This window comes from Streptomyces sp. NPDC037126, assembly GCF_055605965.1.
The window spans coordinates 459,084-481,711 of record NZ_JBVJTD010000002.1 but is presented as its reverse complement, the minus strand read 5'-3'; the positions used below and the strand labels follow the sequence as shown (position 1 = coordinate 481,711).

Below are 22,628 nucleotides of genomic sequence, written 5' to 3'. Positions count from 1 at the left end.
GGTTCCGGTTCGCCGGGGTCATTCGGTTCCCCGCTCGGGAAGTCCGGCCAGCACGCCCAGGGGCACCGGACGCGCGAACGGCCTGCGCCCCGGGGTGAACGGGCAGCCGGTCAGTCCCGCCACGGCGGGCGCGCACATCCGGCCCTGGCACCAGCCCATCCCCGCCCGGGTGAGCAGCTTCACCGCGCGCAGGTCCGTGGCGCCGAGCGCGCCGGCGGCCGTACGGACCTCACCTGCGGTGACCTCCTCGCAGCGGCACACCACCGTGTCGTCCGCGACGCCGTCCGCCCAGCCCGCGGGCGGCGCGTACACCGAGTCGAGCGCCGCCGCGAACCCCCGCAGCCGGGACCGGGCCCGTGCGGGGGCGGCCAGGCCGCGCGGCTCGGGCGCGGCGCCGCGCAGCCGCGCGGCGATCGAGCGGCCCGCGAGCAGGCCCTCGGCGAGCGCGAGGTCCGCCCCGCCGACGCCGGTGGTCTCCCCGGCGGCCCAGACGCCGGGCACGTCCGTGCGCTGCTCGCCGTCGACCCGTACGGCCGTCCCCGCGAGGGTGCAGCCGAGGGTCTCGGCGAGGTCGGTGTGCGGCAGCATGCCGTGGCCGACGGCGAGCGCGTCGCAGGGGATGCGGCGGGCGCTGCCGGGTCTGGTCCGGCCGGCCGCGTCCAGCGCGGCGACGGTGACGGCCGTCAGCCGGTCGGTGCCGTGCGCCTCCACCACCGTGTGCCGGGACAGCGCCCGCACCCGGTGCCGCAGCAACCGGCCCGCGTACCAGGCGCCTTCGGCCAGCTTGCCGGGCACCGCGGCGAGGTCCGGCGCCCGGCGCAGCAGGGCACCGGGGCCGGTGGACTCGACCAGCGCGGCCACCCGGGCGCCCGTCGCGGCCAGCCCCGTGGCCACGGGGAGCAGCAGCGGACCGGTGCCGGCGACCACCACCGTGCGCCCCGGGAGCACCAGTTGGCCCTTCAGCATGGCCTGGGCGCCGCCGGCGGTGACGACCCCGGGCAGCGTCCAGCCCGGGAACGGCAGCACCCGCTCGTAGCCGCCGGTGGCGATCAGGACGGCGTCGGCGTGGACGGTGACCCCTTCCTCCTGCTCGGGGCCGCGCAGGGCCTGCACCGCGAACCCGTCGGCGTCCCTTGCGACGCACCAGACATGATGGTCGGTCAGATGGGTGAGGTGTCCCGCGGCGATCCGGTGCGCGAGTCCGTCCCGCAGTCGTTCCCAGGTGCGCCGGCGGTGGTGCGGCGCCTCGGGGCGGTGTGCGCCGAGGCCGGGGGCGGGCTGCCGGTAGAACTGCCCGCCCGCCTGCTCGGCGGAGTCCAGGAGGGTCACGCGTACGCCCCGCGCGGCCGCCGTCAGGGCCCCGGCCAGCCCGGCCGGACCCGCTCCGACGACGGCGAGGTGCGGTCGTTCAGCCATCGTCCCGGCCCGTCCCCTCCTGAGTGCGGATCACATCGCCCGGCCGTACCGTGACCAGGCAGGCACGTTGGTTCGGGCGGTCGTTGACGGTCACCAGGCAGTCGAAGCACACCCCGATCCCGCAGAACACCCCGCGGGGCCGGCCCGTGCCGCGGGCGCCGCGCCAGGCCGGCACGCCCGCCGCCCACAGCGCGGCCGCCACCGTGCGGCCGGGCAGGACCGCGAGCGGCCGCCCGTCGAAGGTCACGGTGAAGCCCTCGCCCGGCCGGGCCCGGGCAAGCTCCAGTGGATTCACGCCGTATCGCCTCCATCGGTGTCGAACCGCTCCGGCGCGAACGGCGTGAGATCCAGCTCCGCCGCCTTCCCGGTGAGCGTCTGCGCGATCAACAGCCCGGTGCCGGGGGCCAGTCCGATGCCGGCGCCCTCGTGCCCGCAGGCGTGGAAGAGTCCCGGCACCCTCGGGTCGGGGCCGATCGCCGGGAGGTGGTCGGGCAGGTACGGCCGGAAGCCCGCGTACGTGCGCAGGGCGCGGACCCGCCGCAGGAACGGGAACAGCCCGACCGCCCCTGCCGCGAGCGCCCGCACCGCGGGCAGCGACAACGACCGGTCGAAGCCCACCCGTTCGCGGGTGGCGCCGATCAGCACCGGCCCGGCGGCCGTGCCTTCCACGACCGGTGAGCTGCGCAGCGCGGCCGAGTCGCTCGCCACGTCGGCCACGTAGTCCGCCGCGTAGACCTTGTGCCGGACCATGCGCGGCAGCGGCTCGGTGACCAGGACGAAGCCGCGCCGGGGGAGCACCGGCAGGCGGGCGCCCGCGAGTGCCGCGAGATCGCCGCCCCAGGTGCCGGCCGCGTTCACCACCGCCGGCGCGTGGATGTCGCCCCGGTCGGTGCGGACCCCGAGGACCGCGCCGTCCGTGCCCCGCAGCACGCCCGTGACGGTCCGGCCGGTGTGCAGGCGGGCGCCGGAGGCGCGGAGCAGGTGGGCCGCGGCCAGCGCGGGCATCACCTGGGCGTCCTGGGGGTAGTGCACCCCGCCCGCCATGCCGGGGGCCAAGTGGGGTTCCAGTGCGTCGAGTTCGCCGGGGCCGACCGGCCGGGCGGTGACCCCGGCGGCCCGCTGGCCGTAGGCGAAGTCCCGCAGTGCGGTGAGGGCTTCGGGGGACGCGGCGACCACGAGGCCGCCCTTGGCCTCGTACTCGACCGCCGCGCCCAGTTCCTGCGCCAGCAGCGCCCACAACCGGGCCGACAGCAGGGCGAGTTCGAGTTCCGGTCCGGGTTCCTTGTCGGAGACCAGCAGGTTGCCCTCGCCCGCGCCGGTGGTGCCGCCGGCCACCGGGCCCCGGTCCACCACCCGCACGTCGAGGCCGGACCGCGCGGCGTACAGCGCACAGGCCGCGCCCGTCATCCCGGCTCCGACCACCACGACATCGCAGGTCAGTCGCATCACCACGGCAGTACTATGTCACATGTCGCTCACGCTGAGGAGACCCCGCGCGCAAGCGGTCCGCCGCGTCGCCGCCCGCCCCGCCTTCGGCCGCCACCTCGACCTCGACGGCATCGCACGCCGCCACCACGGCCGTTGCCAGGGCCTGGAGGCCGCCGGGGCGGCCGTCCCGATCCTGGACTGGGCGGCCCACGCCACCGAGGCACCGGACGCCTCCCGCGGGTGAGGCCGCCCACCGACGTCCGGTCCACGGACGGCCGTTCACCTTCACGAGATGTGCAGGGCACCGCACACGCGCCCCGCGAGACCGCCGGACGAAGGTGAGGACGTGACCGAGGATCCCCGCCGTGTCCCCTGCGCGCGCGTCCTGCGCACCGCCCGGTCCACCCTGCTGAAGCCGTCGCGCGGACCGCGCGGATCCGCCGGGCGAGCACCCGTTCCCGGTCGTGGTGGTCCTCCGGCAGGCCGTCGAGCTCCGCGGCGAGCCGCTCCAGCGCGGCCTGGCCGACGGCCTCCCTGTCCGCGAGCGGGCCCCCGTCCAGCAGGGACTCGCGCACCAGCGGGCAGAGGTACGCCTCCTCGGCGGCCGAGTGCCGCACCAGCACGATGATCGCCTGGTCCACGCGCGGCCGGCGCTCCGGACTCCCCGGGGGCAGCGCCTCGATGTGCGCGAAGATCCTCTCCAGCTCGCGGTGGTCACTGGCCAGTTCGTCGATGACGGTTCCGCCGTGCCACGCCATCACGCCCTCCGGCCGCCCCGGCCCGCGTCGTCCGGTCCGGTGCCCGGGTTCCCCCGTCCGGGCGGTGCGTACCGCGGGGCGGTGCCCCGGCGGACGGACGTGATCGGCGGGACGGGCGGGGCGTTCGCGCACCGCGGGCACCGGCGTGGTCGCGGACGTCACCTCCCCCGTAGGTGACGTCCGCGACCGCTCCCCCGGTGCCGGACTGTGGTGCGTGTCGTCCGCATGTGCTCACCAGCACATGACCGCCGTCTCTCCCGACCCCCACGAGGAGTACAGGCGGACGCGGACGACATAGCGGCGGCCCCTGACGAGCCTGACCCGGACGGCGGCGTTGTCCGGCGTGCCGCCGTCGTCGTGCCCCGCGAGGAAGCGCGGTTCCCCGTCGCGCTCCTCGAAGACCACGAGCACGGTGTCGGCGTCGCCGAAGGTGCCCACGGTGTAGTCGCGGGTCTCCGGCGGCTCGACGGTGAGATCGGCCTGCTCGCCCGGGCCGAGCCCGAGCGCCACCGACCGGAACGGCACCAGCGCGGCCGGCCCGGACGGCCCGGCGGGCGGGTACCAGCGCAGTACGAACTCCTTGTCCTGCGGCGACGGCGTCCCGCCCGGACGCAGCCCCCCTCGGTACCGTTCCGGCTCCAGCACCAGCCCCGGTCCGAACGGGAACGCCATCACCGACTGCGGATCCCACACCGAGCCGCCCGCCTCGCAGGCCGCCAGCTCGCGCAGGACGTTCGTGTACGTCGTCTCCCGGCTCCAGTGGTTCGGCGGGCCCGCCAGCTCGGCGTACACGGCCTCGTCGTCCCAGTGGAGCCCGGAGAACGGGTTCTGGTGCTCGTGCACCATGCCGAGCGCGTGCCCGATCTCGTGCAGCACGATCGCGCGCTCCCCGGGCGGGGTCACGTCCCAGCCCAGGTTCATGGTGCGCTCGCCCCGCCCGACCGCCAGCGCCTCCCGGCCCACCGCCGACCAGGAACCGGCGCCGGCCTGGAACCCGATCCGCAGCTCCGCCTCGCGCCGGTCGCCGACCTCGGCGAAGGTCACGCCGATGCCGAGCCCCTGCCACACGGCGAAGCACTCGCGGACCACGTCCTGCTGCTCCTTGCCGCCGGCCCACGGCACCCGGCGCGGTTCCCCGGTCCCGGGGACCGGGATCACCGAGGCGTCGCTGTCGGCGTCCAGGAAGCAGTAGTGCAGAACCGTGCCGTCGACCCACATCCGCCGCCCGGCGAGCAGCGCGCCCAGCCGCTCGGCGGTCAGCCCCGGTCCGAAGGACGGGGCCGGCTGCCGCGGTAGCGAGCAGAGGCGTCGGGTCATGCGGCCAGCGTGCCCGCCGGACGGGCCCGGGCGCCTGAGTCGGGGGCTACTCAAGTCACCCTGTATCAAAGCTGAGTACGGGCGCTCTGCATGGTGTGAGGACTTACGAACAGGACGCGAAGACCCACCAGCCGCCCTGGCCGTTCACCGGCCGGGAGGAGGAACTGGCGCTGGTGCGGGAGGAGTCGGCGGCCGGGCGGCACGGCATCGTGGTGACCGGGCCGGCGGGCCGCGGCAAGACCCGGCTGGTCACGGAGGCGGTCCGGGGCACCGACCACGCCCGGGTGACCGGCACGCCCGAGGCCCGGGACCTGCACTTCGCGGCGTTCGCGCACCTGCTGCCCGAGGCCTGTTCGCTCCACCGGGCGGTCCGGGCGCTGTCCGGCACCCGGCTCCTCGTCGTCGACGACGCCCATCTGCTGGACGAGGCCTCCGCCGCCCTGGTCCACCAGCTCGCCGCGCACGGACGCACCCGTCTGCTGGTGACCGCGGCGGACGGCACACCGGCGCCCGGCGCGGTGACCCGGCTGTGGAGCGGTGAGCTGCTGCCCCGGCTGACCCTGGCACCGCTGCCCCACGAGGACACCGCCGAACTGCTCGCCGTGGCCGGTCTCGAATCCCTCACCGCGCACCGGCTGCACCAGCTGTGCCAGGGAGACCTCCGGCTGCTGCGCGACCTGGTGACCGCGCTCGGCACCGGCGGACGGCTGCTGCCGGTCCCGGACACCGGGGAGCGGGCCTGGCGTGGCCCCCTGCCCGTCACCCCGGCCGTACGCGCACGGCTGGCCCCCGTCCTGGAGCGGTCCGGCCCCGGCGAACGCGAGACCCTCGAACGCCTCGCGTTCGCCGAGCCCCTGCCGCTGCGGGTGAACGACCTCGACCTCGGCGTCCTCGAGCGTCTGGAGACCGACGGGCTGGTCGCCGCCGACGACCACGGCGCCGTCACGCTCGCCCACCCCCTGCACGGGCCCGCCCTGCGTGCCGCGGCCGGCCGGCTCCGCGCCCGCAGGCTGGGCCGCCCGCCCGCCGCCCACGGCCCGGCCCTGGAGGCCGAACAGCGGGCCCTGGCACGGCGCATCGAGCAGCTGGACGTCCGTCCGCTGCCCGCGCCGGTGGGGGAGTGGCTGGTGGCCGAGGGCGGCCCGGTGCCGCCCGGGTACGCGGCCGTCCGCGCCCGGTTCGCGCGGTTGCGCGGCGAGGTGCGCGACGCGGCCGCATGGGCCCGCGAGGGGCTGCGCCACGCGCCCGGCGACAGTGCCTGCCGCGCGGAACTCGACCTGGTGAAGAGCCAGTTGGACGCAGCAGGCCCGCCGGCTCCCGCTACGGCCGCCGACGACGCCTACGCGCTCTACGCCGCCGTACGCCTCGGCGACCCCGGCCGGGTCGCCGGGCGGCTGCCGGCGGGCAGCGTGTTCGCCCGGCACGCCGACGCCCTGGCCAAGGGGGACGCGGCCGCCCTCGACCGGGCCGCGGAGGCCCTGGAGGAGCGCGGCTTCCTGCTGTTCGCGGCCGAGGCCCACGCACAGGCCGTACGCGTCCACCGCGACCCGCGCGCAGCCCGCAGGTCCCGCACCCGGGCGCTCTCCCGGGCCCGCCGCTGCCAGGGCGCGCGCACACCGGCCCTCGCCGGTCTGGTCCTCGGCGAACTCACCGCCCGCCAGCGGCAGATCGTCACGCTCGCCGCGGCCGGACTGAGCAACCGCGAGATCGCCGAGCGGCTGACCCTGTCGGTCCGCACCGTCGGCAACCACCTGTACAGCGCGTACACCCGCCTCGGCACGGGCGGCCGGGACGCACTGCCGTGCCTACTGGACGAGCCGGCGTGACGGCCGTGCGCCCACCGGTCTGCGGGCGGCCCGGAGCCCGGCGTACGCCCGACCGTGTGACGGCTTTACGCTCGCCGTTCCTCAGGCGGCCCAGGACGCGGCGAACGCCCGACCGCGTGACGGCCGTCCGCCCCCCGGCGCCCACGCGGCCCCGAGCGTGGCGGACGCACCACCGCGTGACGGCTCTGCGCCAGACGGCACGCGGCCCCGAGCGTGGCGGACGCACCACCGCGTGACGGCCCTGCGCCGGCCGGCACGCGGCCCCGAGAGCCCCCTTACGGCCCCGCGCCCGTTCGTCCTCACGCGGCCCCGAACGCGGCGAATGCCCAGCCCGTGGCCTGGTGGACCGTGTCGCCCGGCAGTGCCGCCCGGGCGTCGCGGAGGGCCTCGGCCAGGGAGAGGCCCGCGTCGAGCCCCTTGTGCAGCGCGAGCATCAACGGCACCACGGCGGCGTCGTTGACCGGGGCGCTGCTCGCCACCACCCCGGCGGTCCCCAGCGGGAGCAACGCGGTGACGAGACCGAGGAGTTCGTCCGCGCCGACCGAGGCGAGACGGGCCGTGTCGCAGCTGGAGAGGATGATCCGGTACGGGCTGCGCGCGAGGCGCTCGAAGTCGTGCACGATCAGCGGGCCGTCGGCCATCCGCAGCGCGGAGAACAGCGGGCTGTCCGCGCGGAACGTGCCGTGCGCGGCGAGATGCGCGAGCCCCGCGCCGTCGAGTTCCGCCAGCACCCGCGGGACCTGCGCGTCCTCGCCCTCCAGGACCGTCGCCGTACCGTACCGGCCGGCCAGCACCGGCACCTCCGCGCCGCCCGTCGCGAGACCGGGACCGCGCACCAGCACCGGGCGGCCGTCCGGCGGCGGCTCCGTCTCGCGGGCGCGCAGCCAGCTGCCCGCCGACGGCGACACGCTCAGCACCCGGTCCCGCAGCGCGGGCAGCAGCGCCCACGGCACCCGGTGCAGCGCCCCCGGCGGCACGATCACCACCGGGCCGGGACCCAGGTGCGGTACGGCACCGCCCAGCAGCAGCTCCTGCAGCCGCCGGCCCGCGGCCTCCACCAGCGGCAGCCGCGCCTCGGCCCCCGGGTGCGCGAGCCGTCGCAGCCCCGCCTGCACGTACTCGGCCTCGGCCACCGCCTCCGCCAGCGGCCCGCCGGTGAACCGCCGTACCCTGCCCTGCGCGCACAGCAGCACGTGCACCCGCCCCTGGACGACGGCGAGTTCCACCAGCCGCGCCTCGCCGAGCCGGTCCAGCAGCCGGGGCACGTCGAAGCGGTCGCCCCCGTGCGGGGCGGACCCGCGCATGTGACGGGTGCGGGAGCGGATCTCCCGTTCCAGGCGGCGCTGTTCGCGCTCCAGGGCCGGGACCGGGCGGCCCTCCATGCGGGCGCCCTCCGCGCGCGCCGCGATCTCCCGGTAGGCGGTCAGGCCGCTCAGCAGCGCGGGGTCGGCGGGCGGCCGGGTCGGCGGCGCGGACAGCACGGTCGCCCGCCACCGCTCGCTCCACTCCAGCAGCCGTCGCGGCCCCTGCTGGGTCAGGCTCATCTCCTGTGCCAGGGCGGCCAGTTCGGCGCCCTGCGCGGTCGCGTGCGCCCGCAGCTCCGAGGCGCCCAGCGTCATCCGGTGGTCGTCGAGGACGGCCAGGCCGCGCCGGCAGGCCTCCAGCACGCCCCGCCGGGACCCGGCCGCGCGCGCCCGCAGCGCCTGCGCCGCCCATCCGGTCATCCGGGCCGGCGGCGGACCGCCGTGCCGGCTGCGGGCAGCCACCGCCAGATGGCGCTCCGCGTCCGCCGTCCAGCCGAGGGCCAGCGCGATCCGGCCCGCGAGCAGCGACGCCTCCGGCGCCGCGGGCGAACCGAAGGAGGCCAGCCGCTCCGCGACCGCCGCCGCGTCCCCGACCAGCCGCCCCGACCGGCGCCCGGCCGCCACCCGCGCCTCGATCAGCACCAGCCGGGCGTGCGTCTCCCACCACATCCGCCGCTGCGCCGCGAACAGCCGTACGGCGACGGCCGCGCGGGCGACGGCGGTGGGCGCGTCCCCGGCCGAGCGGGCGGCCCGCGCGGCGGCCAGCAGCAGCTCGGCCTTGCGGGTGGACTGGCCGCCGATCCGGTCCAGCAGCGCGATCGCCGTGTCCGCCTCGGCGAGGGCCTCGGGCGCGAGGCCCGCCGCCATCAGCACCTCGCAGCGCCGGACCGACAGCATGTAGGTCGGCGTGCCCAGCTTGGCGTACCGCTCCTCGGCCTCGTCCAGCAGCCGCAGCGCGATCGGGACGTCCCCGGACCGGAACGCGGCGAGCCCCCGGCTCTCCACCGCGTCCGCCTTGTCGTGCTCCTGGCCCGTGGTGTCCCACAGCCGCTCGGCCGCCGTGAAGTCCGCGACGGCCCGGTCCACCGCGCCGAGCGCCAGATGCACGGTGGCCCGCAGGGTCAGCGCCCGCGCGGTCCAGATGTCGTCGGCGACCTGGCGCAGTACCGGAAGGGCCCGCCGCACGTCCTCCAGCGCCTCACGGTGGTGCCCCAGCACCCACCACACGTACGCCCGCCGGTACAGCACCCGCGCACGGGTGTGTCCGGTGCCCCGCGCGACACCCCGCTCGAAGGACGCGAGCCCCTGCCGCGTGCGCCCCGCGTGCACCAGTGCGACCCCGAGGGTGGCGAGCACATCCGCCTCGCGGTCGGCCGACTCGGCCCGCGCCGCCAGGTCCCGGGCCCGTCGCAGATGCCACAGCGCCACCCGCAGATCGCCGAAGTCCCGCTGCCAGATGCCGAGAACCTGGTGGGCGACGCTGGCGGGCAGCGGCGGCGCACCGGCGTCGAGCAGCTGCTCCGCGCGCGCCCGGGCCTCGCCCGGGTCGGCGAACACCATCGGCAGCAGTTCGAGCACCGACACGCTTCCCGCTGTCACGCCTCGCATGGTAGTGGCCTGCTGTATCAGACGGTGGCCCCGCGACTCTCACTGTCGACACCGTCCCGAGGGGGAGGACACGGCATGGCACCCCAGCGATTCCACGAGCAGTTCGACCACATCCAGCGCTCGATGCCGGACGTTCCACTGGCCATGGGCCCGGACGGCGACGCCCACTTCCTGTACGAGCGGGGCGTCGTCCTCGCCCGGGCCGGCGAGGAGGCCCGGGTCGTCGAGGACACCGTGCGCGCCCACTTCACCGAGGCCCGGGGGCTGCTCCCCGAACACGTGCGCCGCATCGGCCCCGAGCACGACCGCACCGGCGTCACCCGCATCCGGGTCGGCGACCCCGAACTCGCCGACGACACCGTCCCGCACGCCCTGAGCGCCCTGCGGGACGCGGAGGGGCGCCGGGGCCGGACGCTGGTGAGCCGCAACCACGTGGTGCACATCGCGGTCAACGCCTGCCCCGGCGACGAGCCGGTGCCCGTCGCCCGCACCGAGTCGCCCAACCCGGCGGCGGACGGGGCCGACCACGACGCGGACACCGCCGTCGACGTCCTGGTGATCGACACCGGTCTCGTGCACGACCACGGCGCCTACCCGCTGCTCGCCCACACCACGGGCGACGCGCAGCTCGACGAGACCGGCCCCGACGGGGTGCTCCGCCAGTACGTCGGCCACGGCACGTTCATCGCCGGGATCCTCGCGGCCGTCGCGCCCAACACCCGCATCACCGTGAGGAACACCCTGAACGACGCGGGCGCCGTGCTGGAGTCCGAGTTCGGGGCCCGGCTCTTCGAGGCCGTCGACCAGGGCGGCTGGCCCGACGTCATCAGCCTCTCCGCGGGCACCCCCACCGAGGGCACCGAGGGACTGATCGGCCTGGACGCGTTCATGCGCGAACTGCGCGGGCAGCGCACCCTGCTGGTGGCCGCCGCCGGTAACGACGCGAGCGACGTCCCGTTCTGGCCCGCCGCCTACGCGTCCCTGCCCGAGTACGCGGACAGCGTGGTGTCGGTCGGCGCCCTCCGCTCGGACGGCGACGGCGAGGCGTGTTTCAGCAACCACGGCCCCTGGGTGCGCGTCTACGCCCCCGGCGAGCACCTCACCAGCGCCCTCACCGGCTTCGGCACGCCCGTGCCGTACCTCTACCAGCACTCCACCTACGACGCCTGCCGGTTCGGTTTCTCCTACCCCTGCACCTGCCAGTTCCCGCGCCACACGGGCGTGTTGAGCGAAGGGCGGGAGAGCACCGGGGCCAAACCGGACCAGGTGATGTTCGACGGTCTCGCACAGTGGAGCGGCACGTCTTTCGCCACCCCGGTCGTCGCGGGACTCGTCGCCGCCCGGATGATCGCGGACCGGGAGCGCGATCCGCGCGCGGCCGGTACCGCGCTGCTCGCGGACTCCACCGGCCGGGCGGAGGTGCGCGGGGCGCACGTACCGGCGCTCCGCCCACCAACCTGGCGCCCGCTCCCGCTGCCGAGCCCCGCGCTGCCCGCATGAGGGCCGGAACCCTCCGCTCCACGGCGTACGATGACGAGCCGTACACGAGGGGTGGAGCCGTGGACCGAACAGAGGTCGGCGCGCTCGTCCGGTCCGCCGTCGACGGGGACGCCGCGGCCTGGAAGGCGCTGGTGGAAGGGATGAGTCCGCTGGTGTGGTCGGTGGTGCGCGCGCACCGGCTGTCCGACGCCGACGGGCACGAGGTCTACCAGACCGTCTGGTTCCGCTTCGCCCAGCACCTGGGCCGGATCAGAGAACCCGACAAGGCCGGCGCCTGGCTGGCCAGCACCGCCCGCCACGAGTGCCTGAAGGTGCTCAGGGGGCTGACGCGGCTGACGCTGACGGACGACCCGCAGGTCCTGGACCGGGCCAGCGACGACCGTACGCCGGAGCAGACGCTGATCGACTCGGAGGAGGCGGCGGACCGGGCCGAGCGGGTCCGCCGCCTGTGGCAGGAGCTGGACGAACTGGGCGAGCGCTGCAGGCAGTTGCTGCGTGTGCTGATCGCCTCGCCGCCGCCCAGCTACGTGGAGATCTCGGCCGCCCTCGGCATCGCGGTCGGCAGTATCGGCCCCCTGCGGCAGCGCTGTCTGCGCCGGCTGCGGGCCCGGATGGACGCACGGGGTGCGGTGTGAACGGCGACGACGAGCAGGCACACGGACACGAGGGCGCCGAGGGCACGGAGGAGGCGGACGCGCTCCTGGAGGAGGAGCTGCGGCAGGCAGCGGCCGTTCTGGACCCCGTCCCCGAGCCGCTGCGCCAACTGGCCCTGGACGCCTATGCGCTGCACGACCTGGACGCCCGGATCGCCGAGCTGACCTTCGACTCCCTGGTGGACGCGCTGCCGGTCCGGGGCGTGCTGGACGCGCCGCGGATGCTGACGTTCCGCGCGGGCGAGGTCACCGTCGACGTCGAGGTCACCGGGGACGGGCTGATCGGCCAGGTGCTGCCGCCGCAGTCGGCGGGTGTCGAGGTGCTCGGCGGCCCGGGGGCCGTCCAGCCGGTCGACGTCGACACCCTCGGCCGCTTCACCAGTGACAGCGCGCCGGCCGGCCCGTTCGCCCTCAGGCTGCGCACCGGCGCGGAGGTGATCGTCACGGAGTGGCTGCGGGCCTGATCAGGACCCGTTCCGGCACCCCGTGACTCACCAGGTCACGGGGAGCGTCCGCGGCCCGCGGATCATGGTCTTGTGGCGCCAGAGCACCTGCTCGGGCGGCACGGCGAGCCGCAGCCCCGGCAGCCGCTCCAGGAGCGTGTCCACCAGCAGCTCCAGCTGGAGCCTGGCCAGCACCGCGCCGGTGCAGTAGTGCGGGCCGTTGCCGAAGGCGAGGTGCGGGTTGGGACTCCGGTCCGGGTCGATACGGTCCGGGTCCGGGAAGAGTCGCGGATCCCGGTTGGCGGCCAGGTAGGAGACGTAGACCGGTTCGCCCGCGGCGATCCGGTGCCCGGCGATCTCCACGTCCTCCAGCGCGATCCGGGCGAGCCCGACCGTGCTGCGGTGCGGGACCCAGCGCAGCAGCTCGTCCACCAGCGCCCCGCGCGCCTCGGGACGCGTCCGCAGGTGCGCCATCAACTCCGGCCGGGTCAGCAGCAGGTACAGCATCTGACCGCAGTTGTGGGTGACCGCCTCGCCGCCGATCTGCAGCGGACCGGCGAGTCCCACGGCCTCCTCCTCGCTGATCTCCCCGCGCGACACGGCGGCGGCGAGCAGCGAGTAGACGTCCTCGTCGGTGCTGTGCGCCCGGGCCCGGACGATCGAGGTGATCCAGCCGTACAGGCCGGTCTTGGCCCGGTCGGCGGCGTCCGCGCCACCGGACAGGGAGATGATCTGCCGGGTCCAGGTGTGCACCTGCTCCCGGTCGGCGGCCGGTACCCCCATGACCTCGCTGACGACGCTGATCGGGAACGGCTCCAGCACCCGCTCGACCAGATCGGCGGGCGGGCCCTCGCGCAGGATCAGGGCGACCAGCTCGTCGAGGATCCGCTGCGCGCGCGGCCGCAGCCGCTTCATCGCGCTCACGGTGAAGGCGCCCGCGACGGGCTTGCGCAGCCGGTTGTGGTCCGGCTGGTCGGCCCAGGCGAGCGAGCCCGGGCGGGGCGCGAAGTTCGGCGCCAGCCTGGTGACCTGACCGCGGGTCACCTCGGCACGGCTGAACCGCGGATCGTTGGTGATCAGCCTGACGTCCTCGTACCGGGTGGCCAGCCATGCCCAGCCCTCGCCGAACGGCAGCCGGATCCGGTTGAGCGGCCCCTCGCCCATGAGCCCGGTGAGCACCGGGTCGAAGTCCGGCCCGGCCAGGTCGAGGGCGGGCCAGTCCCGTACGGGCGGCGGCTCCTGGCCGGTGGGCGTGCTCGTCTCCACGGTCGTCATGACGTCCACGGTGGTACGGCGTACCACCGCTGTCCCGCGGGACTGCTCCAGCCGGAGGACTACCCGGCGCCGGCCAGCGCGGCCAGCGCGGCGGCGAGCCGGTCGAGTCCCGGCCCGGCGGGCCCGCCCGGCTCGGTCATGTAGGTGTCCCGCCGGATCTCGACCATGAGCGCGCCGACCCGCGCGTCGGTGCCGTAGTACTCCAGCGGTACGTAGGCGCCGCCGAACGGGCTGTCCAGACCCGTCCCCCCGCAGTCCGCGAACGCCCGGCGGGCCGCCGCGGCCAGCTCGGGCGGGGTGTGGAAGGGGTCCGTGCCCAGGCAGACGGGGGGCCGCGGGCCGGTGCCGTGCAGCTCGTAGGGGAGCGGCCGGGCCGGATAGGAGTGCACGTCGATCACCACGGCCCGCCCGGTCGCCGCCAGCCGGTCCGCCACCGCCTCGGACATCGCCCGCGCGTACGGCCGGAAGTACCGGTCGAGCAGCGGCTCCGGATCGGTGTCCGCGGGCCGCAGCGCGCCCAGGTGCGTGGTCCGCGTGTACACGGCGCCCATGCCCACGGCGAGCATCTCCTCCCGCTCGTCCGGGAACCGCTCCGGGTCCACGACCAGCCGCGACAGCCGGTTCACGAACCGCCAGGGGGTGACCTCGGCCAGGGCGGCCGCCCGCTCGGCCAGCTCGGCGGTGTGGGCGTCCGTGATGTGATCCAGCTCCCGCTCCAGACCGGCGTCGTCCAGCACGATCCCGGCGCGCACGTCGCCGGGGACCGTCCGCGCGGAGTGCGGCACGTGCAGCAGCACGGGCGACTCGGGGGCACCGGGCAGGAGTTCGAAGGGGGTCACTGGCTGCTCCGGGACGTCGGCGGTGGCGTTCGGGCGGGGGAGTGGCGGCAACGGCTCCGCCCCGGCCGGGCAGTGCCGACCGGGGCGGAGCGTCGAGGCGGTGGGGCCGCGGGCGTCAGCTCAGGGACGCGAGCGCCTCGTTCCAGGTGGCCGACGGGCGCATGACCTGGTCGGCCTTGGCCTTGTCGACCTGGTAGTAGCCGCCGATGTCGGCCGGGGAGCCCTGGACGGCGACCAGCTCGTCGACGATGCGCTGCTCGTTGGCCTGGAGGGCCTCGGCGAGCGGCGCGAACGCCTTGGCCAGGTCGGCGTCGTCGGTCTGCTGGGCCAGCTCCTGCGCCCAGTACAGGGACAGGTAGAAGTGGCTGCCGCGGTTGTCGATGCCGCCGACGCGACGGGTCGGGGACTTGTCCTCGTCGAGGAAGGTCGCCGTGGCGCGGTCGAGGGTGTCGGCGAGCACCTTGGCGCGGGTGTTGCCGGTGGTCTCCGCGTACTGCTCGAAGGACGGCACCAGGGCGAAGAACTCGCCGAGGGAGTCCCAGCGCAGGTAGTTCTCCTTGACCAGCTGCTGGACGTGCTTCGGCGCGGAGCCGCCGGCGCCCGTCTCGAAGAGGCCGCCGCCCGCCATCAGCGGGACGACCGACAGCATCTTGGCGCTGGTGCCCAGCTCCAGGATCGGGAAGAGGTCGGTCAGGTAGTCACGCAGCACGTTGCCGGTCACCGAGATGGTGTTCTCGCCGCGGCGGATGCGCTCCACCGACAGCTTGGCGGCCTCGACCGGGGACAGGACCTTGATCTCCAGACCCTCGGTGTCGTGCTCCTGGAGGTACTCCTCGACCTTGGCGATCAGGTTGGCGTCGTGGGCGCGGGTCGCGTCCAGCCAGAAGACCGCCGGGTCGCCGGTGGCGCGGGCGCGGGTGACGGCCAGCTTCACCCAGTCCTTGATCGGGGCGTCCTTGGTCTGGCAGGCGCGGAAGATGTCGCCCGCGGAGACGGTCTGCTCCAGGACCACGTTGCCGGCCTGGTCGACCAGGCGGACGGTGCCGGTGGTCGGGATCTCGAAGGTCTTGTCGTGGGAGCCGTACTCCTCGGCCTTCTGCGCCATGAGGCCGACGTTCGGGACGGAGCCCATGGTCGACGGGTCGTAGGCGCCGTTGGCGCGGCAGTCCTCGATCACGGCCTGGTAGACGCCGGAGTAGGAGGAGTCCGGCAGCACCGCGAGGGTGTCGGCCTCCTGGCCGTCCGGGCCCCACATGTGGCCGGAGGTGCGGATCATGGCCGGCATCGAGGCGTCGACGATGACGTCGGACGGCACGTGCAGGTTGGTGATGCCCTTGTCGGAGTCGACCATCGCCAGGGCGGGGCCCTCGGCGAGCTCGGCCTCGAAGGAGGCCTTGATCTCGGCGCCCTCCGGCAGGGACTCGATGCCCTTGAGGATGCCGCCCAGACCGTCGTTCGGGGTCAGGCCGGCGGTGGCGAAGGTCTCGCCGTACTGCGCGAACGTCTTCGGGAAGAAGGCGCGCACCACGTGGCCGAAGACGATCGGGTCGGAGACCTTCATCATCGTGGCCTTGAGGTGCACGGAGAACAGGACGCCCTCCTCCTTGGCGCGGGCGACCTGCGCGGTCAGGAACTCGCGCAGCGCGGCGACCCGCATCACGGAGGCGTCGACGACCTCGCCCTCGAGGACCGGTACCGACTCGCGCAGCACGGTGGTCGAGCCGTCGTCACCCTTGAGCTCGATGCGCAGCGAGCCGGCCTCCGGGATCACCACGGACTTCTCCGTGGAGCGGAAGTCGTCCACGCCCATGGTCGCCACGTTGGTCCTGGAGTCGGAGCTCCAGGCGCCCATGCGGTGCGGGTGGGTCTTGGCGTAGTTCTTCACCGAGGCCGGGGCACGGCGGTCGGAGTTGCCCTCGCGCAGCACCGGGTTGACGGCGGAGCCCTTGATCTTGTCGTAGCGGGCGCGGATCTCGCGCTCCTCGTCGCTCTTCGGGTCGTCCGGGTAGTCCGGCAGCGCGTAGCCCTTGCCCTGCAGCTCCGCGACGGCGGCCTTGAGCTGCGGGATGGACGCCGAGATGTTCGGCAGCTTGATGATGTTGGCGGCGGGCGTCTTGGCCAGCTCGCCCAGCTCGCTCAGGGCGTCCGGGATGCGCTGGTCCTCGTTCAGGTACTCCGGGAAGACGGCGATGATGCGCCCGGCCAGCGAGATGTCACGGGTCGTGACGGGCACACCGGCCTGCGAGGCGTACGCCTGGATCACCGGCAGGAACGAATGCGTCGCCAGGGCCGGGGCCTCGTCTGTGTAGGTGTAGATGATGGTCGAGTCAGTCACCGGGTGCTCCGCTCCACGTCTGCAACATTGCTCGACATCAAGATATCTCGTGACGGGGGTCCGCTCGACAGGGGTACCGGCCGGAAAACGCGCCGCACCGGCGCAACCGGATCCCGCTTCCTGTGGTCATGACAATTGATCACCGGTGACCACAGGTGATCGCCCACCGACCGGGCGGCCGGATCGACCACCCGGCCGCCCGAGCGAAGGCGGACCATGAGATGTCGCAGCAGAGTGACGGCCCCGGCGGCCGCCTGATCGGTACGACGGCGGCACCCCGAACGGACGGTGACCCCGGCGCCTCCTCCCTCGCCGCCCCGCACGGCGGGCACGGCGGGCGCAGGCCCGGACACGACGGGAACTCCGCGACGCTCTGAGTCAGCCGCGGGCGGGGCCGGCCGTCATCTCCCGCTCGATCCAGCGGCAGATCACGTCGACCACGTACACGTGCTCCGCCCGGCTCAGCCGCCGCCCCTTCGGGATCCCGTGCCAGCGCTCCAGGCAGCCGCGGCAGCAGGTGGCGGTCGCGTGCTGGGCGACGAAGACCGGATGCCCCCGGTACGGGGTCTGCCTGCCGTCGTTGCGCGGCTCGTCGGGGGCGAGCCGCGCGGCGATCAGGTCGTAGGCGTGCCACCGGATCGTGGTCGGCCCCTTCAGCTCGGCGGTGGCCCGGTCCCGCCCGCGCAGCCGGAACCGGGCCCGGAACGGCTGGCGGGCGAGGGCGTCCAGCCGCCGGTCGAGGGAGCTGGGGTCGGGCGGGGTGCTCATGCTGCTTCGAGCATACGAGCTACTCGGTGACCTCCGGAATCACGCCCTCGGCGCTGCGCTGCTGCGGTATCACCACCGCGCCCTGCTGCAGGGCCACCGTGCGGGCGGGGGCCGGGATGCGGATGCCCTCCTCGCGGTAGCGGCGGTGCAGGCGCTTGATGAACTCGTGTTTGATCCGGTACTGGTCGCTGAACTCGCCCACGCCGAGGACCACCGTGAAGCCGATCCGGGAGTCGCCGAAGGTGTGGAAGCGGATGGCGGGCTCGTGGTCCGGGAGCGCGCCCGCGACGTCGGTCATGACCTGCGTGACCACCTCGGCGGTCACCCGCTCGACGTGCTCCAGGTCGGCGTCGTAGCTCACACCGACCTGCACCAGCACGGTCAGCCGCTGCTCGGGCCGCGTGTAGTTGGTCATGTTGGCCTTGGCGAGCTGGCCGTTGGGGATGACCACCAGGTTGTTGGACAGCTGGCGGACCGTGGTCTGACGCCAGTTGATGTCGACGACGTACCCCTCCTCGCCGCTGCTCAGCCGGATGTAGTCGCCCGGCTGCACGGTCTTGGAGGCGAGGATGTGGACACCGGCGAAGAGGTTGGCGAGGGTGTCCTGCAGGGCGAGGGCCACGGCCAGACCGCCGACGCCCAGCGCGGTGAGCATCGGCGCTATCGAGATGCCCAGGGTCTGGAGCACGACCAGGAAGCCGATCGCCAGCACCAGCACCCGGGTGATGTTGACGAAGATGGTCGCCGAGCCCGCCACGCCCGAGCGGGACTGGGTGACCGTGCGGACCAGGCCGGCGATGACCCGGGCCGCGGACAGGGTCACCACGAGGATCAGCCAGACCTCCAGGGCCTGGTCGGTGTGGTGCTGGACGGTCCGGGTCAGCGGCAGCACGGCCGCCGCCGCGGCCAGGCCGCCCGCGATCGCCGCCCAGGGCACCACCGAGCGCAGCGCGTCCACGATCACGTCGTCGCCGCTCCAGCGGGTCCGCTTGGCGTGCTTGGCCAGCCAGCGCAGCAGGACGCGGGAGAGGAAGGCGAGCAGCAGGCCCGCCGCGACGGAGACTCCGGCCAGTACGAGGTCGTCCAGGGTCGGCGTTCGGTTCACCGGTCACCTCCGGGGCGCAAGGGCGCTGCGGAGTGCCGGCTGTGAGGTCTCGTCACGTGGTCACCTGCTCGATGTGCGGATGTGCGATCGCGCCGGCCGCGGAACTCCTTTGACCGGCGCGATCGTTCATCCTGCCGTATCCGGACCGCCGTTCCGTACGGGGACCGTCGGGCGCCGGTCCGCTCGGCCGTCCGTGAACGAGCCGTGCCGTCCGGCGCCCGAGGCGAAGCGGGCGGCGCCGTCGGCGCTCTCCGCCAGCACGCCGAGTCCGTGCCGGAGTTCACCGCGCATCGCCGTGTCCTCGGCCAGGCCCTCCGCGTCGAGGACCGACGCGCGGTCGCTGCGCAGGCAGGCCTGCGGGAAGCCGGCGATGTGCGCGGCCAGCGCCTCCGCCTCGGCGCGGGCGGTGCCCGGCGCGACCACGCGGTTGGCGAGCCCCATCTCGTACGCCTCGCGGGCGGGCACGGGACGGCCGGTCAGGATCAGGTCCATGGCCCGGCTCGTACCGATCAGGCGGGGCAGCCGTACCGTGCCGCCGTCGATCAGCGGCACCCCCCAGCGGCGGCAGAACACCCCGAACACGGCGTCCTCCTCGGCGACCCGCAGATCGCACCACAGGGCGAGTTCCAGCCCGCCCGCGACCGCGTGCCCGGCGACGGCGGCGATCACCGGCTTCGACAGCCGCATCCGGGTCGGCCCCATCGGCCCGTCGCCCTCCTCGGCCACCCGGTTGCCACGCTCCGTGCCGATCGCCTTCAGGTCGGCCCCCGCGCAGAACGTGCCGCCCTCGCCCCACAGCACCGCCACCCGCGCCCCGTCGTCCGCCTCGAACTCCCTGAAGGCGCCGGCCAGTTCGGCGGCGGTCGGGCCGTCCACGGCGTTGCGCGCCGCCGGCCGTGACAGGACGACGGTGGTGACGTACTCCTTGCGCTCCACGCGGACCGGCACGACTCACTCCCTGGGTTCGGCTGGGAGGGCCACTCTGCCTCAGATGACCTTCAGCCGCACCAGTGCCCCCAGGGTCAGCGCCCCCGGCAGCAGGGGCACCCAGACGGTGATGATCCGGTAGGCCAGGACCACCGCCGTGGCCACCGCGGCCGGGCCGCCCACCGCGACCAGGGCCACGATCAGCGCCGCCTCGACGGAACCGAGCCCGCCCGGCGTGGGCACCAGGGCCACCGCGGCCGTCGCCGCGAGGTAGGCGAGCGCCATGTGGGCGGGCGGCACCGGCAGCCGCAGCGCCTGGCCGACCGCGGCGAGCCCGGCCGCCTGGAGCGCGGGGAAGGCCAGCGAGCCGCCCCAGAGGGCCAGTGCGCGGGCCGGCCGGGCGTGCACCGAGCGGGCCTCGGCGAGGGCGTCCCGCACGAACGCGGCCACACGGGTGCGCAGCCGTCGTACGAGCGTCACCGCGGCCGCCGCCCCCACCAGCAGGCCGGCCGCGGCCAGCAGCAACGGGAGCGCCGAACCGTGCGGCAGCAGGGAGCCGAACCGCAGCGCGTCCGGGAAGGCGATCAGCAGGGCGGCCAGCAGCCCGAGCCGGCCCACGCACTCGGCCAGCATGTACAGGGCGATCGCGGCCGAGGAGCGGGCCAGGGGCACTCCGCACACGGTCATGAAGCGCAGGTTCACCGCGCCCGCGCCGAGACCGGTGGGCAGCAGGTGGTTGGCCGAGGCCGCCGCGAACTGGGTGGCCAGCAGCCGCGCCTTCGGCAGCGGCTGGACCACCGCGCCCTGCCGGGTGACGGCGGCGGCCACCCAGGTCAGGCAGGTGGCCGAGGCCGCGGCGAGCAGCCACGGCCAGGAGGCGGTGCGCAGCTGGCCGAAGCCCTCGGCGAGCAGGGCCCGGTTGCGCACGGCGGCCACCGCGACGAGCAGGAGCGGCGCGAGGCACAGCACCTGGCGGACGGGGACGCGACGGGGGAGTCGCCCCCGGGGGAGCGGGGGAAGCGGGACGGCAGTCACACTCGCAGAGGTTTTCCGCGCCGTCCCAACGCAGGGTGGCCGGGCCGCGGACAGAGGATTACAGGGTGTGGTCATCGGGCTCCTCGGGCCGGCGAACGGCGCGGGTGAAAAGACGGGGACATTGACCTCAATGAAGCTTGAGGTTCTACGGTCTCTCCCATGAGCATGGAGACCACCGCATGGACGCAGCTGCACAGCGTGATGAACGCGCAGGCGGAACGCCGTCCCTTCGCCCGTGAAACGCTGCGCCGCATCGGCGCCTTCGCCCGCCCGCACCGCGCGGGCATCGTCCGGTTCGTGCTGCTCGGGGTGGTGACCGCACTGCTCGCCGTGGCGACGCCCGTGCTCGCCGGCCACGTCGTCGACGCGATCGTGTCGGGGCACGACTCCGGCACGGTGGTCCGCCTCTCCCTGCTCATCGCGCTCGTCGCCCTCGCGGAGGCGGGGCTCGGCATCCTCGGCCGGCGCCTGTCGTCGACGCTCGGCGAGGGCCTCATCCTCGACCTCAGAACGGCCGTGTTCGATCATGTGCAGCGCATGCCCGTCGCGTTCTTCACACGTACGCGTACGGGCGCGCTGGTCAGCCGTCTCAACAACGACGTGATCGGCGCGCAGCGGGCGTTCGCCAACACCCTGTCGGGCGTGGTGAGCAATCTGGTGACCCTGCTGCTCACGCTGGTCGTGATGCTCACCCTGTCCTGGCAGATCACGCTGCTCGCGCTGGTGCTGCTGCCGCTGTTCGTGCTGCCGGCCCGCCGGATGGGCAGCCGGATGGCCCGGATGCAGCGGGAGGCGGCGGCGCTGAACGCGGCCATGGGCACCCGGATGACCGAGCGCTTCTCGGCCCCCGGCGCCACCCTGGTCAAGCTGTTCGGCCGCCCGGAGGAGGAGTCGGTGGAGTTCGCGGCGCGCGCCGCCCGGGTCCGGGACATCGGGGTGCGCACGGCGACGGCCCAGTCGGTGTTCATCACCTCCCTGACCCTCGTCTCCGCGCTCGCGCTGGCCCTCGTCTACGGCCTCGGCGGCTGGTTCGCGCTGCGCGGCACCCTGGAGCCCGGCGCGGTCGTCTCCCTGGCCCTGCTGCTGACCCGGCTGTACGCCCCGCTCACCGCGCTCGCCGGGGCCCGGGTCGAGGTGATGAGCGCGATCGTCAGCTTCGAGCGGGTCTTCGAGGTGCTGGACCTGCGCCCGCTGATCGTGGAGAAGCCGGACGCCCGCGAGGTCCCCGAGGGCCCGGTCGCCGTCGAGTTCGACGACGTCCGCTTCTCCTACCCGGCCGCCGACCAGGTCTCCCTCGCCTCCCTGGAGGAGGTGGCCGCGCTCGACACCCGTGGCGGCACCGAGGTCCTGCACGGCGTCTCGTTCCGCGCCGAACCCGGCCGGACCGTCGCCCTCGTCGGCTCCTCCGGCGCCGGCAAGTCCACCATCGCCCAGCTCCTGCCGCGACTGTACGACGTCGACGCGGGCGCGGTGCGCATCGGCGGGGTCGACGTCCGCGACCTGACCGCGACCTCCCTGCGGGCCACGCTCGGCATGGTCACCCAGGACGGTCACCTCTTCCACGACAGCGTCCGCGCCAACCTGCTGCTGGCCCGCCCCGAGGCCACCGACGAGGAGCTGTGGGACGCCCTCGGCCGCGCCCGCCTCGCCGACGTCGTGCGGTCCCTGCCGGACGGCCTGGACACCGTGGTCGGCGAGCGCGGCTACCGGCTCTCCGGCGGCGAGCGCCAGCGCATGACCATCGCCCGGCTGCTGCTGGCCCGCCAGCGGGTGGTCATCCTCGACGAGGCCACCGCCCACCTCGACAACACCTCCGAGGCGGCCGTCCAGGAGGCGCTCACCGAGGCGCTGGAGGGCCGTACCGCCGTGGTGATCGCCCACCGTCTGTCCACGGTCCGGGCCGCCGACCAGATCCTGGTGGTGGAGGCCGGCCGGATCGCGGAGCGCGGCACCCACGAGGAACTCCTCGCGGCGGGCGGCCGGTACGCCGAGCTGTACCGGACCCAGTTCGCCGAGCGGGACGGCGAGGTGACGCCCGCCTGAACCGCCGCGGCACCCGGGACGTGGGGACCGGGTGCCGCGGATCGCTGC

18 protein-coding genes and 2 pseudogenes are annotated in these 22,628 nt (G+C 75.0%); 7 read left to right on the top strand and 13 right to left on the bottom strand.

All coding sequences use genetic code 11. The features are described from left to right. Positions 1-18: 18 nt before the first annotated feature. Genes ACZ7FF_RS07135 through ACZ7FF_RS07125 form a run of 3 tightly spaced genes read right to left on the bottom strand, consistent with a single transcriptional unit; the run spans position 19 to position 2,868 of the window. Positions 19-1,416, bottom strand: a complete 1,398-nt coding sequence (locus ACZ7FF_RS07135; protein WP_470810172.1) for an FAD-dependent oxidoreductase — start codon at positions 1,414-1,416, stop codon at positions 19-21. After that, complete coding sequence (locus ACZ7FF_RS07130; RefSeq protein WP_470810170.1) at positions 1,409-1,711, bottom strand: (2Fe-2S)-binding protein; 303 nt, start codon at positions 1,709-1,711, stop codon at positions 1,409-1,411. Before ACZ7FF_RS07130 ends, ACZ7FF_RS07135 begins: the two co-directional genes overlap by 8 nt. Beyond that, complete coding sequence (locus tag ACZ7FF_RS07125; protein WP_470810169.1) at positions 1,708-2,868, bottom strand: NAD(P)/FAD-dependent oxidoreductase; 1,161 nt, start codon at positions 2,866-2,868, stop codon at positions 1,708-1,710. Before ACZ7FF_RS07125 ends, ACZ7FF_RS07130 begins: the two co-directional genes overlap by 4 nt. A 55-nt stretch (positions 2,869-2,923) precedes the next feature. Between ACZ7FF_RS07125 and ACZ7FF_RS07120 the strand changes: the two are divergent. Then, positions 2,924-3,088: pseudogene (locus ACZ7FF_RS07120) on the top strand (glutathione S-transferase family protein); the annotation flags it as partial. Positions 3,089-3,368: 280 nt separating this feature from the next. Here the strand turns inward: ACZ7FF_RS07120 and ACZ7FF_RS07115 are convergent. Further along, positions 3,369-3,602: pseudogene (locus tag ACZ7FF_RS07115) on the bottom strand (hemerythrin domain-containing protein); the annotation flags it as partial. Positions 3,603-3,833: 231 nt separating this feature from the next. Beyond that, entirely contained in the window at positions 3,834-4,919 is a 1,086-nt protein-coding gene (gene absR1 / locus ACZ7FF_RS07110; RefSeq protein ID WP_470810167.1) for a beta-glucuronidase AbsR1, read from the bottom strand. A 95-nt stretch (positions 4,920-5,014) separates the two neighbouring features. On the opposite strand from absR1, the gene ACZ7FF_RS07105 reads away from it, so the two are divergent. Continuing rightward, a complete protein-coding gene (locus ACZ7FF_RS07105) occupies positions 5,015-6,745 on the top strand; it encodes a LuxR family transcriptional regulator AbsR2 (protein WP_470810166.1) in 1,731 nt (576 codons plus the stop codon). 299 nt (positions 6,746-7,044) lie between these two features. On the opposite strand, the gene ACZ7FF_RS07100 is transcribed toward ACZ7FF_RS07105, so the two are convergent. Beyond that, positions 7,045-9,657, bottom strand: a complete 2,613-nt coding sequence (locus ACZ7FF_RS07100; RefSeq protein ID WP_470810164.1) for a CHAT domain-containing protein — start codon at positions 9,655-9,657, stop codon at positions 7,045-7,047. A 75-nt stretch (positions 9,658-9,732) separates the two neighbouring features. Between ACZ7FF_RS07100 and ACZ7FF_RS07095 the strand changes: the two genes are divergently transcribed. Genes ACZ7FF_RS07095 through ACZ7FF_RS07085 form a run of 3 tightly spaced genes read left to right on the top strand, consistent with a single transcriptional unit; the run spans position 9,733 to position 12,274 of the window. Further along, on the top strand, positions 9,733-11,157 hold the full coding sequence (locus ACZ7FF_RS07095; protein WP_470810163.1) for a S8 family peptidase: 1,425 nt from the start codon (positions 9,733-9,735) through the stop codon (positions 11,155-11,157). Continuing rightward, positions 11,154-11,792, top strand: a complete 639-nt coding sequence (locus tag ACZ7FF_RS07090) for an RNA polymerase sigma factor (RefSeq protein ID WP_470810161.1) — start codon at positions 11,154-11,156, stop codon at positions 11,790-11,792. Before ACZ7FF_RS07095 ends, ACZ7FF_RS07090 begins: the two co-directional genes overlap by 4 nt. Next, a complete protein-coding gene (locus ACZ7FF_RS07085; RefSeq protein WP_470810160.1) occupies positions 11,789-12,274 on the top strand; it encodes a hypothetical protein in 486 nt (161 codons plus the stop codon). The genes ACZ7FF_RS07090 and ACZ7FF_RS07085 overlap by 4 nt, the downstream gene beginning before the upstream one ends. A 27-nt stretch (positions 12,275-12,301) precedes the next feature. On the opposite strand, the gene ACZ7FF_RS07080 is transcribed toward ACZ7FF_RS07085, so the two are convergent. From ACZ7FF_RS07080 to ACZ7FF_RS07070, 3 genes are all read right to left on the bottom strand, one after another. Continuing rightward, on the bottom strand, positions 12,302-13,528 hold the full coding sequence (locus tag ACZ7FF_RS07080; protein WP_470810159.1) for a cytochrome P450: 1,227 nt from the start codon (positions 13,526-13,528) through the stop codon (positions 12,302-12,304). A 59-nt stretch (positions 13,529-13,587) separates the two neighbouring features. Beyond that, positions 13,588-14,367 carry an N-formylglutamate amidohydrolase gene (locus ACZ7FF_RS07075; protein WP_470810157.1) on the bottom strand — a complete coding sequence of 260 codons (780 nt, stop codon included), beginning with the start codon at positions 14,365-14,367 and terminating at the stop codon, positions 13,588-13,590. Between the two features lie 115 nt (positions 14,368-14,482). Then, positions 14,483-16,702, bottom strand: coding sequence for an NADP-dependent isocitrate dehydrogenase (locus ACZ7FF_RS07070; protein WP_470810156.1), 2,220 nt, complete (start codon positions 16,700-16,702; stop codon positions 14,483-14,485). A gap of 221 nt (positions 16,703-16,923) precedes the next feature. Between ACZ7FF_RS07070 and ACZ7FF_RS07065 the strand changes: the two genes are divergently transcribed. Then, complete coding sequence (locus tag ACZ7FF_RS07065) at positions 16,924-17,079, top strand: hypothetical protein (protein ID WP_470810154.1); 156 nt, start codon at positions 16,924-16,926, stop codon at positions 17,077-17,079. Position 17,080: 1 nt separating this feature from the next. On the opposite strand, the gene ACZ7FF_RS07060 is transcribed toward ACZ7FF_RS07065, so the two are convergent. The 4 genes from ACZ7FF_RS07060 to ACZ7FF_RS07045 all read right to left on the bottom strand — a co-directional run bounded on the left by ACZ7FF_RS07060 (position 17,081) and on the right by ACZ7FF_RS07045 (position 20,537). After that, a complete protein-coding gene (locus ACZ7FF_RS07060) occupies positions 17,081-17,470 on the bottom strand; it encodes a DUF4186 domain-containing protein (protein ID WP_470810152.1) in 390 nt (129 codons plus the stop codon). A gap of 19 nt (positions 17,471-17,489) precedes the next feature. Further along, entirely contained in the window at positions 17,490-18,575 is a 1,086-nt protein-coding gene (locus ACZ7FF_RS07055) for a mechanosensitive ion channel family protein (protein ID WP_470810151.1), read from the bottom strand. Between the two features lie 126 nt (positions 18,576-18,701). Beyond that, the gene (locus ACZ7FF_RS07050; RefSeq protein ID WP_470810150.1) at positions 18,702-19,523 is read right to left on the bottom strand and encodes a crotonase/enoyl-CoA hydratase family protein; all 822 of its coding nucleotides are present in this window, start codon (positions 19,521-19,523) and stop codon (positions 18,702-18,704) included. A 39-nt stretch (positions 19,524-19,562) separates the two neighbouring features. Then, positions 19,563-20,537 (bottom strand): lysylphosphatidylglycerol synthase transmembrane domain-containing protein, encoded by a 975-nt coding sequence (locus ACZ7FF_RS07045; protein WP_470810148.1) that lies wholly within the window; start codon positions 20,535-20,537, stop codon positions 19,563-19,565. 165 nt (positions 20,538-20,702) lie between these two features. Between ACZ7FF_RS07045 and ACZ7FF_RS07040 the strand changes: the two genes are divergently transcribed. Beyond that, positions 20,703-22,580 carry an ABC transporter ATP-binding protein gene (locus ACZ7FF_RS07040; RefSeq protein ID WP_470810593.1) on the top strand — a complete coding sequence of 626 codons (1,878 nt, stop codon included), beginning with the start codon at positions 20,703-20,705 and terminating at the stop codon, positions 22,578-22,580. Positions 22,581-22,628: the final 48 nt, after the last annotated feature.

Excerpts from the sequence above, each read along its gene's own strand:
- ACZ7FF_RS07135 (WP_470810172.1), bottom strand. The coding sequence starts at position 1,416 with ATGGCTGAACGACCGCACCTCGCCGTCGTCGGAGCGGGTCCGGCCGGG.
- absR1 (WP_470810167.1), bottom strand. The coding sequence starts at position 4,919 with ATGACCCGACGCCTCTGCTCGCTACCGCGGCAGCCGGCCCCGTCCTTC.
- ACZ7FF_RS07100 (WP_470810164.1), bottom strand. The coding sequence starts at position 9,657 with ATGCGAGGCGTGACAGCGGGAAGCGTGTCGGTGCTCGAACTGCTGCCG.
- ACZ7FF_RS07095 (WP_470810163.1), top strand. The coding sequence starts at position 9,733 with ATGGCACCCCAGCGATTCCACGAGCAGTTCGACCACATCCAGCGCTCG.
- ACZ7FF_RS07090 (WP_470810161.1), top strand. The coding sequence starts at position 11,154 with ATGAGGGCCGGAACCCTCCGCTCCACGGCGTACGATGACGAGCCGTAC.
- ACZ7FF_RS07080 (WP_470810159.1), bottom strand. The coding sequence starts at position 13,528 with ATGACGACCGTGGAGACGAGCACGCCCACCGGCCAGGAGCCGCCGCCC.
- ACZ7FF_RS07065 (WP_470810154.1), top strand. The coding sequence starts at position 16,924 with ATGTCGCAGCAGAGTGACGGCCCCGGCGGCCGCCTGATCGGTACGACG.
- ACZ7FF_RS07060 (WP_470810152.1), bottom strand. The coding sequence starts at position 17,470 with ATGAGCACCCCGCCCGACCCCAGCTCCCTCGACCGGCGGCTGGACGCC.
- ACZ7FF_RS07040 (WP_470810593.1), top strand. The coding sequence starts at position 20,703 with ATGGAGACCACCGCATGGACGCAGCTGCACAGCGTGATGAACGCGCAG.